This is a genomic window from Variovorax sp. RO1 (genome assembly GCF_002849325.1).
In the GTDB taxonomy this organism is placed as follows: Bacteria; Pseudomonadota; Gammaproteobacteria; order Burkholderiales; family Burkholderiaceae_C; genus Variovorax.
In genome coordinates this window covers 700941-714277 of record NZ_PKMT01000002.1, presented here as the reverse complement: position 1 = coordinate 714277, position 13337 = coordinate 700941, and the positions used below count along the sequence as shown (strand labels likewise).

Here is a 13337-nt window from a genome sequence, read left to right as displayed (position 1 = left end):
CGGAGACAAAAACGATGAAACGCTTCCTTCCCCTGCTGGCCGCGGCCCTCGCGCTCGCCACCGCACCCTTCGCGTCGGCGCAGCCCGCGGCCTACCCCAGCCAGCCCGTGAAATGGATCGTGCCCTACGTGGCCGGCGGCGGCACCGACAACCTTGCACGCGCGCTGGCCGAAGCCATGCAGCCGTCGCTGGGCCAGCCGCTGATCATCGACAACCGCCCCGGCGCATCGACCAACATCGGCGTGTCGGTGATGATGCAGGCCAAGCCCGACGGCTACACGATCATGCAGGCCGAGAACGCGGCGCTGCTGTTCAACGAGCACATGTTCGCCAAGCTGCCCTACAAGCCGGCGACCGACTTCACCTACATCGGCACCATCGGGCGCTTTCCCGTGGCGCTGGTCGTGCACCCCGACTTTCCCGCGAAAAACGTGGCCGAGTTCGTGCGCTACGTGAAGGCCAACCCCGAGAAGGTGAGCTACGCCTCGCCGGGCAACGGCTCGCCGCACCACATGGCGATGGAGCTGTTCAAGCAGAAGGCCGGCCTCACGATCACGCACGTGCCGTACAAGGGCGCCGCGCCCGCCATGACCGACGTGATGGGCGGCCAGGTGCCGACGATGATGCTCGACCTGGCCTCGGGCCTGCCGATCATCAAGTCGGGCAAGGTGCGCGTGCTGGCCATCGCGCTGCCGCAGCGCGCCAGCGCCCTGCCCGAGGTGCCGACCTTCGTCGAGGCCGGCTTCAGCGACGTCAACGCCTACGCCTTCCACGGCCTGATCGGCCCCGCCGGCATGCCGCCCGAAGCCGTGGCGCGCATCAACACCGAGCTGCACAAGGCGATGAAGGCACCGAAGGTGGTGAAGCTGTTCTCGGAGTTCGGCTTCGAGGCGCTGCCCGGCACGCCGCAGGACTTCTACAAGCTCTCGCGCGCGGAGAGCGAGCGCTGGGGCAACATCATCAAGACCGCGGGCGTGAAACTCGACTGATCGAATCCGGTCACCAGCCCAGGCCGAGGTGCAGGGGCAGGTACACCGCCATGCCGGCCAGCATCGTGCCGAGCACGCCGCGCCGCCAGAAGTAATAAGCGCCACCGACGACCGCCGCATAGAGGCGGGCGTCGTGCAGCGTGGTGATCAGGTGGCCCTGCGTCATCACGATCTCGGGCGCGATCACGCCGGCCAGCGCGGCGGCCGGCGCGTAGTGCAGCGCGCGGTGCGCCCACTCGGGCAGGCCCCAGGGCCGGTCGAGGATGAAGAAGAAGCAGCGCGTGAGCACAGTGACGGCCGCGAGGCCGGCGATCACGGCAATGGACCACCAGTCGGTGCCGCCGCTCACTTGTCGTCCTCCGCGTCGGGGTCGAGCCCGAACTGCTTTTCGAGCCAGAAGCACAGCAGCACCGCCACGCCGATGGCGACCACGATGTTGAGCTTGAGCGGCAGCGCGTAGGCCGCGACGGCCGTGGCGCCCGCGATGAGCGCGGCCAGCACGCGCAGCCGCGTCGTCGCCATCGAGCAGACGATGGCCACCAGGCTCAGCACGCCGGCAAAGCCCAAGCCCCAGGTCTGCGGAATGAAGTTGGCCAGCGCGATGCCCAGCAGGCTCATGCCCATCCACGCGCACCAGGTCACGAAGTAGTTGCCGGTGAGGTAGGCCTCTTGCGAGAGCTGCTCGGCGGGCGTGGTCGGCGGGGCCGTGTACTGCTTCGTGAAGAGCGCGTAGCTCAGGTCGGCCGTCAGGTAGCCGTGCAGCAGGCGGCGCCAGCGCGGCATGTGCATGAGGTAGGGCCGCAGATGCAGGCTGAACACCACGAAGCGCAGGTTGACGCAGAAGCCCGTCGCCAGAATCACCCAGGCCGGCGCGCCCGCGGCCAGCAGCGGGATGGCGGCCAGTTGCGAGCTGCCGGCGTAGACGAACAGGGTCATCGCCACGGCCTCGAGCACGCTCATGTCCGACTTGACCATGGCCACGCCGGTCATCAGGCCCCAGGCGCCGATGCCGAGCGCGGCCGACGCCATGTCGCGCATGCCGGCGCGGAACTCGGGCTGGCGGCGCAGCGTGGGCGAGAGAAACATCAGCCGAAGACCTGGCCGGGCTTCAGGTCGAAGCCGCGCAGGAAATCGGCTGCGGGCAGGCGCTTGCCGCCCGGGCGTTGCAGTTCGGTGAGCACCACGGTCGCATCCGACGCCGCCACGGCGACGCCAGTTGCGTCGGCCGAGACGACGGTGCCGGGCGCGACGCCTGTGGTGCCGGGCGCCACGTGCGCGGCCCAGAGCTTGACGGTCTCGCCGCCGAGCGGGCTGTTGGCGCCGGGGAACGGATCGAAGGCCAGGACGCGGCGCACGATGGCGCCGGCCGGCTGCGTCCAGTCGATCAGCGCTTCGTGCTTCTCGACCTTGTGGGCGTAGGTGATGCCTTCGGTGGGCTGTGGCGTGCGAACCAGTTGGCCGATCTGCGCCAGCGCCTCGACCACCATGCGGCCGCCGAGCGCGGCCAGCCGGTCGTGCAGGCGGGCGGTGTTGTCGTTGGGCGCAATGTCGACTGCTTCGCGCAGCAGCATGTCGCCGGTGTCCAGGCCCGCGTCCATCTGCATGATGGTGATGCCGGTCTGCGTGTCGCCGGCCTCGATGGCGCGGTGGATCGGCGCGGCGCCGCGCCAGCGCGGCAGCAGGCTGGCGTGGATGTTGAGGCAGCCGTGCACCGGCAGGTCGAGCACCCACTGCGGCAGGATCAGGCCGTAGGCCGCGACCACCATCACGTCGGGCTGCCACGCCAGCAGCGTGTCGCGCGCGGCGGTGGCCTCGTCGGGGTACTTGCCATCGAGCCGCAGGCTGCGCGGCTGCGCCACGGGCCAGTGGTTGGCAACGGCGCACTGCTTGACGGGCGACGCCTGCAGCTTCATGCCGCGGCCGGCAGGCCGGTCGGGCTGGCTCATCACGCCGACGATGTCATGGCCGGCGGCGGCAATGGCCTCCAGGGCGACGCGCGCGAACTCGGGCGTGCCCGCAAAAACGACTTTCAACGCGCTCAATCCCGGATCCGTTCGAATTCGAGGTCATCCCCCGTGTGGTACCGGCGAACCACGCCGGTGGGGTCGATGTAGATATAGAGCATGCGGCGCTCGTTGATGGCCTTGTAGCGCCAGGTCCAGACGGTGCCGTCGAAGGAGCTGACGCGGCTGACTTCATACGGCTTGCCGTAGAAGGCCAGCACGTCGTTCTGGCGCCAGCGGTCGACCTGGATGTCGTGGCCGAAGCGCGCTTCGGTGAGCACCTGGGTCACCGAGACGACCTTGCCGGACGCGTCGAGGTCAATGTCGACCACCTCGAAGCCCGCCGGCATGCGCGAGTACTGCAGCCGCTCGCCCCCGCCATTGAGCGGGTAGCGGCCCGTGGGCGCACCCAGGCGCTGCAGGGTGTCGGCGGCGGAGGTGCCGGGCTGGATGCGCGTGGGTTCGCTGACGCAACCCGCCAGGAACAACAGTCCGGCGGCGGCCAACGCGCTCGCAGCCCGTTGACTCATACCCGTGCGTCTTTCATGTCCTCGCGCTGCTGCTTGAGGAGCTTGCTCTTGATGCGGTTGCGCTTCAGCGGCGACAGGTATTCGACGAAGACCTTGCCCAGGAGGTGGTCGAGCTCGTGCTGGATGCACACGGCCAGCAGGCCATCGGCCTCGAGGGTGTGGCTGTTGCCGTCGGCGTCGAGCGCCTGGACCTTCACCGAGGTGGAGCGCATCACGCCGTCGTAGATGCCGGGCACCGAGAGGCAGCCCTCTTCGTTGAGCACCTTCTCGTCGCTGGCCCAGGTGATTTCGGGGTTGATGAGCACGATCGGCTCGTTGCGCTCTTCGGAGACGTCGATCACCACCACGCGCTCGTGCACGTCGATCTGGGTCGCGGCCAGACCGATGCCGCTCGCGTCGTACATCGTTTCCAGCATGTCGGCCACCAGCGTCTTGATGCGCGCGTCCACGCCCTGCACCGGCTTGGCCACCGTGTGCAGGCGCTTGTCGGGGTAACTCAGAATGATTCGTTTGGCCATGAAATCGGGGGGAAGTTGTGGCTATTTTCGCCAATTCCGCGACGCGTCGCGGCGCAATGACGCGAAAACGTTGCCCTTGCAAGGGCTTCGGGCGCAGAATTCGTAGCAAATTGTGAGATTCGTATGCGCCACGATACTTCGTGCGCTCACCCATCCAGACATGACACAGCCCAGCTCCACCGAACACCAGCGCCCGACCCTCTTTGCCTTCTGGACGGCCGCCTTGGCGGTGGCCAGCAGTTGCGGCGCCACGGCGGCCTGGGCGCAGACGACCTACCCGGTCACGCCCCAGCAGCGCGCCACCGCCCAGCAGACCGCCCAGGCCGGCGTGCCGCTGAGCGAGCTGTCGCCGAAGGCGCCCGACGAATACACCGTCAAGCCCGGTGACACGCTCTGGGCCATTTCGCGCCTGTACCTGCTGCGCCCCTGGCGCTGGCCGGAACTCTGGGGCATGAACATCAATGACATCCAGGACCCGCACCGCATCTACCCGGGCCAGGTGCTGTACCTGGACAAGAGCGGCGGCCGCGCCCGTCTGACGACCCGCCGCGGCGCGGGCGGTGGCGACGGCGGCACCATCAAGCTGTCGCCGCGCACGCGCTTCGACTCGCTCGCGGGCATGGCCCTGCCCACGCTCAACCCGAGCCTCATCGAGCCCTTCCTCAGCGAACCCATCGTGGTCGATGCCAACACACTCGACGCCGCACCGCGCATCGTGGCCGGCAACGACAGCCGCGTGCTGCTGTCGCGCGGCGACCGCGCCTATGCGCGCGGCAACGCCGAATCGCCGCTGGTCGAGAAGCCCGGCCCGGTGCAGCACTACCGCATCTTCCGCAGCGCCACCCCGCTGAAAGACCCCGGCACCGGCGAGATCCTCGGCTACGAAGCGCAGTACCTGGGCAAGGCGCAGCTGCAGCGCGGCGAATCGACCACCATCGAGACGACCGGCGACAAGGACGTCATCACGGTCGTGCCAGCCAGCATCGACATCATTGCGTCGCGCGAGGAAATGCGCGCCGGCGACCGCCTGCTGCCCGAGCCGCCGCGCCAGCTGCTGAGCTACGCGCCGCGCGCACCGTCGACGCAGGTCGACGGGCGGATCATCTCGGTCTACGGCAACGCGGTGCAGTACGCGGCGCAGAACCAGGTCGTGGCCATCAACAAGGGCACGCGCGACGGCGTCGACAACGGCCACGTGCTGGCCATTCTGAAGAACGGCGAGACCATCCTCGACCGCACCGGCGCGCGCAAGGAAACGATCAAGCTGCCGAACGAACGCATCGGCCTGCTGATGGTGTTTCGCACCTTCGAGAAAGTCTCTTACGCATTGGTGCTCGAAATCAACGACACTCCCCGCGCCGGCGACTTCCTCGTCAATCCCTGACACGCGCCTGAGGCTTTTTTCTCGCACACTCGTTTGGAACGCGCAGAACTCGCAGGCTGGCTGCGACTTTCACTGACACCAGGCGTCGGCGACGGCGCCGCACGCCGTCTGCTCGCGGCCTTCGGGCTGCCTGAAGCGATCTTCGCGCAGCCCGAAGCGGCGCTGGGCGAAGTCGTCAGCAACGCCCAGGCCGCCGCGCTGAAGCAGCTGCCCTCCGGCCTGCAGGCGCAGGTCGACATGACCTGGCAATGGCTGCACCCCGCGGACGGCACCACCGGCGGCGCCGTCACGCGCCGCGTCGTGACGCTCGGCGATGCCGGCTACCCGAGCTCGCTGCTCGAAATGGTCGACCCGCCGTTGATGCTCTACGTGCTCGGTGCCCCCGCCTTCGACCTCACGCAGCTCGGCCGCAGCCTCGCCGTGGTCGGCAGCCGCAACCCGACGCCGCAGGGCGCGAGCCACGCGCGTGCCTTTGCACGGGCGCTGGGCGAAGCCGGCCTGCCCGTGGTCTCGGGCCTGGCGCTCGGCATCGACGGCGCGGCGCACCTGGGCGCGCTCGACGCGGCCGGTGACGCACCGGTGCTCGCCACCGTGGCCGTGGTCGGCACCGGCCTGGACCGCGTCTACCCCGCGCGGCACCGCGACCTGGCGCACCGCATCACGCTGCAGGGGCTCATCGTGAGCGAACTGCCGCTGGGCACGCCGCCGCTCACGCAGAACTTTCCGAAGCGCAACCGCCTCATCGCGGGCCTGGCGCGCGGCACGCTGGTGGTCGAGGCGGCACTGGCGTCGGGCTCGCTGATCACCGCGCGCCTCACGTCGGAGCAGGGCAAGGAAGTGTTTGCGATCCCGGGCTCGATCCACTCGCCGCAATCGCGTGGCTGCCACGCGCTGATCCGCCAAGGCGCGAAGCTGGTCGAGTCGGTGAACGACATCCTCGAAGAGCTGCCGCCGCTCGCGCCAGCTGCTCGCGCGCCTGCCAACGACACGCCTTCACCGGCCCCGGAACATCCGCTGCTCGACGCCCTCGGCTTCGACCCCGTGAGCCTCGACGCGCTGAGCGCGCGCACCGGCTGGAGCGCGGCCATGCTGCAGGCGAAGATGCTCGAGCTTGAACTCGATGGGCATGTCGCGCGTTTGCCCGGCGGCCTGTTCCAAAGAGCCGCCGTCGGCTGACGCGCGAAGTGCACGAAAGCCTGGGGACGCACGACAGATTCCTCGGCTATATTGAGCCCATGTTCGAAGTGCTCGTGTTTGTGTATGAAAACTACTGGCGCGGCGATGCCTGCCCCGAACCCGAACAGCTGGGCCGCAAGCTCAGTGCGCACGGTTTCGAGGCGGAAGAAATTCGCGACGCCCTGCAGTGGCTCGACGGCCTGAGCCTTGCCACGCAAGGCCTGCAGTTCGAACCCCACCACACCCCTGAAGGCGACGGCGACAACGCCATCACCGCCGCCCGCGTCACGCTGCGCGGCGCACCCGAAGCGGCACTGCCCCAATCGAGCCAGTCGATGCGCGTGTACTCGCCGTCGGAGCAGGAACACCTCGGCGCCGAATGCCTCGGCTTCATCCGCTTTCTCGAACTGTCGAATGTGCTGCCCTGCGGCCTGCGCGAGATCGTCGTCGAGCGCGCGATGGCCGCGCCGGGCGACCCGGTGGCATTGGACGAACTCAAGATCATCGTGCTGATGGTGCACTGGAGCACCGGCATCGAGCCCGATGCACTCGTGCTCGACGAACTCTGCGAGAGCCGCGAAGGCCGTACAGCGCACTGAGCGCGCGCTAAGCCCCTCCCCGGGGCAACACCAACGGCTAGGCAACACCCGTTCCGTGGTGTTCGCGAACAGAGACAACAGCCGAAGCGGCTGACTAATTCAAGAGCCGCTCAGGATTCGCATCCAGCTTCGCCAATGCCTCGCGCGTCGCGCGCACGGTGAGCGTCTCTTCCTCGGCCGGCACCAGCAGGCCGGCCTGCAGGTACATCGCCAGCCGCCCCGCCTGAATGAGGAAGCTGCGGCCGTCGGCCGAGGCGAACAGGTGCAGCTGCTTGCGGTCGCTGCGCCACACGAACTGGACCTGGGTCACGCGGTCGTTGTGGTCCAGCATGAACCAGTTGCCCACCTGCAGCTCGTGGGTCCACGCGAGCATGTCTTCAGCCACCTTCACGCCGGCGGTGTCGGGAATGACCTCGATGGCCGTGGCGTCCACGCCGAGCAGCAGCTCGATGCTCTGCGCGTCGAGCGGCAGGCTAGAGGCGGTGCCGTCGTCGGTCACGAAGTCTTCGAGGTGCGCCAGCCGCTCGGCCATGGCTTCGATCTTGGCCTGGGGAATGGCCTCGGTCTTCGACATGAAGGCGTCGGTGAGCGTGGCGCCGATGGTCTTGATGTGGCTTTCCTGCGGCTCGCCGACGATGCCCAACAGGTCCATGCCCTGGCGCAGGCGTTGCAGCAGCTGCGGCAGGTCTTGAATCACGCGGGCGCGGTCGGCGCGGTTGGGCTTGGCGCTCGCGGCCCAGACCAGCTCGGAGGCCACGCGCTTGAGCATCACGGTGTGCTCGCCCTGTGCGCCGTAGCGCAGCGCGGCGATGGCCAGCACCTCGGCCCAGACCTTGAACAGGAACTCGCGGATCTCGTCGCGCACCGGCATGTCGTTGAGCATCTTGCGCAGCTCGATGGTGTACTGGATCGCCATCGTCTCCTTCTGCTCGACCTGCTGCGCCACGCTCATGACGCGCTGCGTGGCGTCGCTCTGCGTGAGGTAACGGCCGAGAAAAGCGACGAACTCGTCGAACACCAGCTTGAACACGCGCTGGCCGGTCTCGGGGTACTGCTCGATCACCTGCACCACGCGCTTGATCTCGTTCTCGAGCGCGCTGCCGGTGATGGCGGCGGCGTCGAAGCCCATCACGCAGGAGCCCATGCGGTCGATCAGCATGCGCGCGGGGTGCTGCAAGGTGCCGAAGAACTCCGGCTCGGCGATGGCCACGCGCAGCACGGGCATCTGCAGCCGCGCGAACCACACGCGGGCGGAGAACGGAATGCGCTCTTCCGCGAGGATGGCCTGGAACATCAGCGCCACGATCTCGACCGTGGCCTTGTCGGCCGTGGTCGGGGCGCGCTTCTTGAGCTCGGCGGTGCGGCGGCGCAGGTCGACCGCGGTCTGCTGGATCAGCGTGGCCTGCTCGCCGCCGCCGTCCATGTACTGCGTGGCCGCCATGCGGTACGCGACCTCGGCATCGGCGATGGCGCCGGCAAAGGTGCGTGAAAACACGCGGGGCGCGGCCACGCCGCCGCCGGTACCAGTCACCCCGCCCGGTTGCGAGGCACCGGCCTCACCACCGATGCGCGCGGCGACAAAACGCTTGAGGCTCAGCAGTGCGGTCTGCGCGCGCTGTCGTGCGAAGGCGAGCGGCGAGCTGGCCATCATCGAGCTGGAGGCCGGCCCTGACGCCGGCACCGACGCCGCATCCGACGCCTGGAAAGCGAAGCCTGGACGCTGTTGCTGCTGTGGCTGCGATGACTGCGGGCCGCGCGACACCGCCGCACCTGCCCGCGAAGCCTGCCCCATCGGCATGCTCGACGACGTCGGCATGCCCATGGACGAAGAACCGCCCGCATCGCCCGTGCGGCGCACGAAGCTCTTGAGGTCGATTTCCTGCATCACGCCCTGCGCAATCAGGAAGGCGTTGGCGCTTTCGTAGGCCTTCACGACCACGTCGGTCAGCGCCTGCTGCACCGTGCCCTGCACGCGGCCCCAGGCCTCGCGGCTCAGGCCGGCGGCCAGCCACTGTTCCACCAGCAGCTTGGCCAGCGTCTCGGGTTTCAGCACGTCCCGGGCGTCGAGTTCGTGCGTGCCTTCGAGGTGCTGGATGCGCAGGCGCAGGTCGCTGAGTTCGAAGCTGGCCTTGTCGTGGATGGTCTGTGCGAGGCGCGAGGCGAGGATGTTGCTCTCGACCACCTCGTCGCCGATGAGTTCCAGCCGCAGCGCCGCGGGGGCCGAGGAGGTGGCGCCCGCCGGGCCCGTGCCCAGCGCCTTGCGCCAGCCGACTTGCGTGAGCGACACCCACTGCGAGGCATGGCCCTGGAACGCCACGAGGTCGTCGCGGCTTTCCTGCATGGTGCGCGCGCTGCCGACATCGGAAGCCACCGCGCTCAGGCGGTCGCGGATGGCCTGGGCCATCGGAGCAATCGCACCTTCCGTGGCCGCCACGAAACGCTCACGCGCCTCGCGTGCGAGCTGCAGGGAGGAGGCGGACCGCGCAGTGCTCATTGAAGAATCGGAAAGGCCGGAGGATACGGTTCGTGGACGACAGCCCCGAGCTTGCATCGGGAAGCGTCACCGCACAAGTGCGGGTGACGCGAACCTGGCGCCGAAGTATCCCTCAGACCACCGCGCCGGCGTTCGGGTCGTCGCCGCCGGGATCGCCGTCGCGCTTGACCGGCGGACCCTTGATCAGGTCTTCACGCTTCACGCCCAGCCACATGGCGATCGCGGCCGCCACGAAGCACGACGAGTAGATGCCGAAGCAGATGCCGATGGTCAGCGCCAGCGCAAAGTAATGCAGCGTCGGACCGCCGAAGAAGAACATCGACAGCACCACGAGCTGCGTCGAGCCGTGGGTGATGATCGTGCGGCTGATGGTCGAGGTGATCGCGTTGTCGATGACTTCGGTGGTCGTCATCTTGCGGTAGCGCCGGAAGTTCTCGCGCACACGGTCGAAGATCACGACCGACTCGTTCACCGAGTAGCCCAGCACCGCCAGCACCGCCGCCAGCACCGCCAGCGAGAACTCCCACTGGAAGAAGGCGAAGAAGCCCAGGATGATCACCACGTCGTGCAGGTTGGCCAGCACGGTGGACAGTGCGAACTTCCATTCGAAGCGGAACGCCAGGTAGATCATGATGCCGATCACCACCATGGCCAGCGCCTTGATGCCGTTGGAGGTCAGCTCGTCGCCGACCTGCGGCCCGACGACCTCGATGCCGCGCTGCGTGGCCGACGGGTCGACCGACTTCAGCGCCTGCATGACCTGCGCGCTCTGCTGGTCGGAGCTCATGCCCTTCTGGGTGGGCAGGCGGATCTGCACGTCGCGCGAGGTGCCGTAGTTCTGCACCTGCACTTCGGGATAGCCGAGCTTGGTGACGGCCTCGCGCACCTTGCCGATGTCGGCCGATTGCTCGTAGGCCACTTCCATCACCGTGCCGCCGGTGAACTCCACCGACAGGTGCAGCCCGCGATGGAACAGGAAGAACAGCGCCAGCGCAAAGGTTGCGAAGGAGATGATGTTCAGCACCAGGGCATGGCGCATGAACGGGATGGTCTTGTGGATGCGGAAGAATTCCATGGCGATGGTCCTCGGCCGTTACTTGGTTTCGACCACGGCACTGCCGTCGGTCTTTGGCCGCCAGACGGTGCCGATCGACACAGACTTGAGCTTCTTCTTGTTGCCGTACCAGAAGTTCACGAGGCCGCGCGAGAAGAACACGGCGGAGAACATCGAGGTGACGATGCCGATGCAGTGCACCACCGCGAAGCCGCGCACCGGGCCCGAGCCGAAGGCCAGCAGGGCGACACCGGCGATGAGCGTGGTCACGTTGGAGTCGAGAATCGTGCCCCAGGCGCGTTCGTAGCCCGCGTGGATGGCGGCCTGCGGCGAGGCGCCGTTGCGCAACTCTTCACGCACGCGCTCGTTGATGAGCACGTTGGAGTCGATGGCCACGCCGATGGCGAGCGCCATGGCCGCGATGCCGGGCAGCGTGAGCGTGGCCTGCAGCATCGACAGGATGGCGACCAGCAGCATCAGGTTGACGGCCAGCGCGATCGACGAGAACAGGCCGAACAGCGCGTAGTACAGGCACATGAAGACCATGATGGCCAGGAAGCCGTACATCACGCTCTTGAAGCCTTTTTCGATGTTGTCGGCACCGAGCGTCGGGCCGATGGTGCGCTCCTGGATGATCTCCATGGGCGCGGCCAGCGAGCCGGCGCGCAGCAGCAGCGCGAGGTCGCTGGCTTCGGCCACCGTCATCGAGCCCGAGACCTGGAAGCGGTTGCCCAGCTCGCCGTTGATCGAGGGAGCCGTGAGCACTTCGCCCTTGCCCTTCTCGAAGATCAGCATGGCCATGCGCTTCTTGTAGTTCTCGCGGCTGACGTCGCGCATGATGCGACCGCCCTTGGCGTCCATGGTCAGGTCGACCTTGGGCTGGTTGCTCTGCTGGTCGAAGCCGGGCTGGGCGTCGGTGAGGTTCTCGCCGGTGACGAGCACCTGCTTCTTCACGATCACCGGACGGCCGCTGCGGTCGAGGAATTTTTCGGAACCGAAGGGCACGGGCGCGCCGCTCAGTTCGGCCGCGCGGCCTTCCGAGCTTTCGTCCACCATGCGCATTTCGAGCGTGGCGGTGCGGCCCAGGATTTCCTTGGCCTTGGCCGTGTCCTGCACGCCCGGGAGCTGCACGACGATGCGGTCCAGGCCCTGCTGCTGGATCACCGGCTCGGCCACGCCGAGTTCGTTGATCCGGTTGTGCAGGGTCGTGATGTTCTGCTTGAGCGCGGCGTCCTGCAGGCGGCGGGCCGCCTCGGGCTTGATGGTGGCGGTCAGGCGCCAGTTGGTGCCGTCTTGCGTGTCGGTGGTGCTGAGGTCGGGGAACTGGTCCACGATCAGGCGCTTGGCGGTCTCGAGCGAGGCCGCGTCGCGGAAGGTCACCTCGACGGTCTGGCCGTTGCGGCTGACCTGGGTGCCGCGGATGTTCTTGTCGCGGAAGGTGGTGCGCAGGTCGCTCGCGAACGACTCGGCCTTCTTGTCGATGGCGCCCTTCATGTCGACCTGCAGCAGGAAGTCGACCCCGCCGCGCAGGTCCAGGCCCAGGTACATCGGGAACGCATGCAGCGACGTGAGCCACTTCGGCGAACGCGACAGCAGGTTCAGCGCCACCGTGTAGGGCGGGTCGCTGGCGTCGGGCACCAGGGCGCGCTGCACGACGTCCCGCGCCTTGAGCTGGTCGTCGGTGGTGGTGAAGCGGGCGCGCAGCGAGCCGGCGTCCAGCGTCACCAGGTCGGGCGTCAGGCCGGCCGCCTTCAGCGCCTCCTCGACCCGGGTCTGGGTGGCGGCATCGACCTTGACGCTTGTCTTGGCCGCGGACACCTGCACCGCGGGTGCTTCGCCGAAGAAATTGGGCAGGGCGTAAATGAGCCCCACGAGTAGCACGATCACGATGATCGCGTACTTCCAGACCGGGTAACGGTTCATGAGAAGGCGCTTTTCACAAGCGTTTCAGAAAGGGAACACGGCGTGACTTGGGGCCCTGCGCCGTGAAGCGCAAGGTTCAGCTCACGCTTTTATTGCTTGACGGCGCCCTTGGGCAGCACCTGGACCACCGCGCTGCGCTGGATCTTGATCTCGATGCCGTTGGCGATCTCGAGGCCGAGGTACTGGTCGCTGATGGACGTGATCTTGCCGAGCACGCCGCCGGCCGTGGCGACTTCGTCACCCTTGGCCAGGGCTTCGATCATGGCGCGGGCTTCTTTCTGGCGCTTCATTTGCGGGCGGATCATGACGAAATACAGCACCACGAACATCAGCACCAGCGGCAGCATGCTGCCCAGCGAAGACAACATGTCGCCACCACCGGCGGCTGCGGGCGCGGTTTGTGCGAAAGCAGAGGAAATGAACAAGAGAGTCTCCAGCAGAGGGAAGAGAGAAGAAAAAGACTTCAGATGCGCAGGCCGGGCCCGCGGTTCCGCGCCCACGAAGGATGCGGGCCGCAAGTCAGAGGCTCGGCGGGGGAGGCCGCGCGCAGTCGGGCATTGTATTCGTCGCAGATGGCCGTTTCGCGCCCTTATCCGGCGCGGCGGGGAGGGCTTTTCGCTATTGTTTAAATAGCAAAGAGCGCCGCAAGGGCGCTCTTTGTCAGAGG

Annotated in this window: 13 protein-coding genes; 4 read left to right on the top strand and 9 right to left on the bottom strand. The window is 67.7% G+C overall.

What is annotated here, in order from left to right; translation table 11 throughout:
- Positions 1-14: 14 nt before the first annotated feature.
- Positions 15-989 (top strand): Bug family tripartite tricarboxylate transporter substrate binding protein, encoded by a 975-nt coding sequence (locus CY658_RS14525; RefSeq protein WP_101490877.1) that lies wholly within the window; start codon positions 15-17, stop codon positions 987-989.
- 10 nt (positions 990-999) lie between these two features.
- Here the strand turns inward: CY658_RS14525 and CY658_RS14520 are convergent, their stop codons facing one another.
- Genes CY658_RS14520 through def form a run of 5 tightly spaced genes read right to left on the bottom strand, consistent with a single transcriptional unit; the run spans position 1000 to position 4040 of the window.
- Positions 1000-1338, bottom strand: coding sequence for an AzlD domain-containing protein (locus CY658_RS14520; RefSeq protein ID WP_101490876.1), 339 nt, complete (start codon positions 1336-1338; stop codon positions 1000-1002).
- Entirely contained in the window at positions 1335-2075 is a 741-nt protein-coding gene (locus CY658_RS14515) for an AzlC family ABC transporter permease (RefSeq protein ID WP_101490875.1), read from the bottom strand. Before CY658_RS14515 ends, CY658_RS14520 begins: the two co-directional genes overlap by 4 nt.
- Positions 2075-3031 carry a methionyl-tRNA formyltransferase gene (gene fmt / locus CY658_RS14510; RefSeq protein ID WP_101490874.1) on the bottom strand — a complete coding sequence of 319 codons (957 nt, stop codon included), beginning with the start codon at positions 3029-3031 and terminating at the stop codon, positions 2075-2077. The genes CY658_RS14515 and fmt overlap by 1 nt, the downstream gene beginning before the upstream one ends.
- On the bottom strand, positions 3028-3522 hold the full coding sequence (locus CY658_RS14505; RefSeq protein WP_101490873.1) for a hypothetical protein: 495 nt from the start codon (positions 3520-3522) through the stop codon (positions 3028-3030). Before CY658_RS14505 ends, fmt begins: the two co-directional genes overlap by 4 nt.
- Positions 3519-4040, bottom strand: coding sequence for a peptide deformylase (gene def / locus CY658_RS14500; RefSeq protein WP_101490872.1), 522 nt, complete (start codon positions 4038-4040; stop codon positions 3519-3521). The genes CY658_RS14505 and def overlap by 4 nt, the downstream gene beginning before the upstream one ends.
- A gap of 160 nt (positions 4041-4200) precedes the next feature.
- Between def and CY658_RS14495 the strand changes: the two genes are divergently transcribed.
- The 3 genes from CY658_RS14495 to CY658_RS14485 are packed head-to-tail and all read left to right on the top strand — an operon-like array spanning position 4201 to position 7199.
- Positions 4201-5424: a LysM peptidoglycan-binding domain-containing protein gene (locus CY658_RS14495; protein WP_101490871.1), complete on the top strand. Its 1224-nt coding sequence runs from the start codon at positions 4201-4203 to the stop codon at positions 5422-5424.
- Between the two features lie 33 nt (positions 5425-5457).
- Positions 5458-6600, top strand: a complete 1143-nt coding sequence (gene dprA / locus CY658_RS14490) for a DNA-processing protein DprA (RefSeq protein ID WP_101490870.1) — start codon at positions 5458-5460, stop codon at positions 6598-6600.
- A 59-nt stretch (positions 6601-6659) separates the two neighbouring features.
- Complete coding sequence (locus CY658_RS14485; protein ID WP_101490869.1) at positions 6660-7199, top strand: DUF494 family protein; 540 nt, start codon at positions 6660-6662, stop codon at positions 7197-7199.
- 94 nt (positions 7200-7293) lie between these two features.
- Here CY658_RS14485 and CY658_RS14480 read toward each other — a convergent pair whose 3' ends face one another.
- The 4 genes from CY658_RS14480 to yajC form a co-directional block, all read right to left on the bottom strand.
- A complete protein-coding gene (locus CY658_RS14480; protein ID WP_101490868.1) occupies positions 7294-9693 on the bottom strand; it encodes a DUF1631 family protein in 2400 nt (799 codons plus the stop codon).
- 112 nt (positions 9694-9805) lie between these two features.
- A complete protein-coding gene (gene secF, locus CY658_RS14475) occupies positions 9806-10768 on the bottom strand; it encodes a protein translocase subunit SecF (RefSeq protein WP_101490867.1) in 963 nt (320 codons plus the stop codon).
- A gap of 18 nt (positions 10769-10786) precedes the next feature.
- The gene (secD, locus tag CY658_RS14470) at positions 10787-12670 is read right to left on the bottom strand and encodes a protein translocase subunit SecD (protein WP_101490866.1); all 1884 of its coding nucleotides are present in this window, start codon (positions 12668-12670) and stop codon (positions 10787-10789) included.
- Between the two features lie 89 nt (positions 12671-12759).
- On the bottom strand, positions 12760-13095 hold the full coding sequence (gene yajC / locus CY658_RS14465) for a preprotein translocase subunit YajC (protein ID WP_099793994.1): 336 nt from the start codon (positions 13093-13095) through the stop codon (positions 12760-12762).
- Positions 13096-13337: the final 242 nt, after the last annotated feature.

Coding starts and splice junctions, on each gene's coding strand:
- def (WP_101490872.1), bottom strand. CDS start 4,040: ATGGCCAAACGAATCATTCTGAGTTACCCCGACAAGCGCCTGCACACG.
- secF (WP_101490867.1), bottom strand. CDS start 10,768: ATGGAATTCTTCCGCATCCACAAGACCATCCCGTTCATGCGCCATGCC.
- CY658_RS14515 (WP_101490875.1), bottom strand. CDS start 2,075: ATGTTTCTCTCGCCCACGCTGCGCCGCCAGCCCGAGTTCCGCGCCGGC.
- CY658_RS14485 (WP_101490869.1), top strand. CDS start 6,660: ATGTTCGAAGTGCTCGTGTTTGTGTATGAAAACTACTGGCGCGGCGAT.
- CY658_RS14480 (WP_101490868.1), bottom strand. CDS start 9,693: ATGAGCACTGCGCGGTCCGCCTCCTCCCTGCAGCTCGCACGCGAGGCG.
- CY658_RS14525 (WP_101490877.1), top strand. CDS start 15: ATGAAACGCTTCCTTCCCCTGCTGGCCGCGGCCCTCGCGCTCGCCACC.
- CY658_RS14505 (WP_101490873.1), bottom strand. CDS start 3,522: ATGAGTCAACGGGCTGCGAGCGCGTTGGCCGCCGCCGGACTGTTGTTC.
- CY658_RS14495 (WP_101490871.1), top strand. CDS start 4,201: ATGACACAGCCCAGCTCCACCGAACACCAGCGCCCGACCCTCTTTGCC.
- secD (WP_101490866.1), bottom strand. CDS start 12,670: ATGAACCGTTACCCGGTCTGGAAGTACGCGATCATCGTGATCGTGCTA.